Source organism: Streptomyces sp. AC627_RSS907, from assembly GCF_019049165.1.
In genome coordinates this window covers 1-838 of sequence record NZ_JAGMUE010000592.1, presented here as the reverse complement: position 1 = coordinate 838, position 838 = coordinate 1, and the positions used below count along the sequence as shown (strand labels likewise).

The following is an 838-nucleotide window of genomic DNA, read 5'->3' as shown; positions in this document are numbered from 1 at the left end:
GAGGAGGAGAGCCGCTGCAAGCGACCAAAAAAGCCACGACAGTGCGAGTGGAACATCGCCCCCACCCCACCCGTGGTGGATCAGATTGGAGACCAAGATGAACAGCGCAGAGGGCATCCATGTGCCCTCCGTGGCTTTCAGATTTTCAGTTGGCTCTGGAGGAGGCGGCATTGTTTTTCCTCTGGCGGATGGCCGATTGAGTTACTTTATTTCGTCCCAGATTTCCTTGGCTGAATCAAGCCCGAAGGCTATCTTGATGCTCCACTTGACCGCCTTCGGGACTTTGGTGTCCCACCATTTCTTGAAGCTCTTGAAACCGCCACCAACTGCCTTGGCGTAACCGGGAACCTTCTTGAGTTGCGCGATGAGCTTCGAGGCGACGCCCTTCGTGGACGCTGCCTCGCTGCCCTGAGCGACGGAAAAATCGGTGGCGCCTGCCTCGTGTTCTGTGACGTCTGTCGGAAGCGTCCGCATCGTCGAGTCGAAAGTCGCAAGAGGAGCCGCATCGAGTCGTATCGATGTCGCCTGATTGGTGCGATGCTCGTGCATGGCGGATGCGGTGGGGGCGGCCACGCCAATAATAAAGGCGGTGATAGCTGTAGTCGCGATTACGTGAGGTTTACTGATCTGCATGCCATCTCCTCGTCCGCTCCTCATCCGCGTCCGCGAATCAGCGCGTTAGATGGATCCGTTGCCGATGAAGAGATCCTTGCATGGAGATCATCTGAGGTCGATACGGAATTTCCGATCGGGGTATAGGGCAACCCTGCCGTCGTCTCGCAGCCCGAGCGATTGGCGGGCTCAATGACTGGCCTGGAAATGCCGGACTGCGCATACT

The 838-nt window shown here is 57.5% G+C and carries 2 protein-coding genes; both read right to left on the bottom strand.

The annotated features are described in order from the left end of the window. Positions 1-201: 201 nt before the first annotated feature. Positions 202-633 (bottom strand): hypothetical protein, encoded by a 432-nt coding sequence (locus tag KUM32_RS37275; protein WP_217146289.1) that lies wholly within the window; start codon positions 631-633, stop codon positions 202-204. 20 nt (positions 634-653) lie between these two features. After that, positions 654-838: hypothetical protein (locus tag KUM32_RS37270; RefSeq protein WP_217146288.1), on the bottom strand; the 185-nt coding region annotated here is incomplete at its 5' end.

Coding starts and splice junctions, on each gene's coding strand:
- KUM32_RS37275 (WP_217146289.1), bottom strand. CDS start 633: ATGCAGATCAGTAAACCTCACGTAATCGCGACTACAGCTATCACCGCC.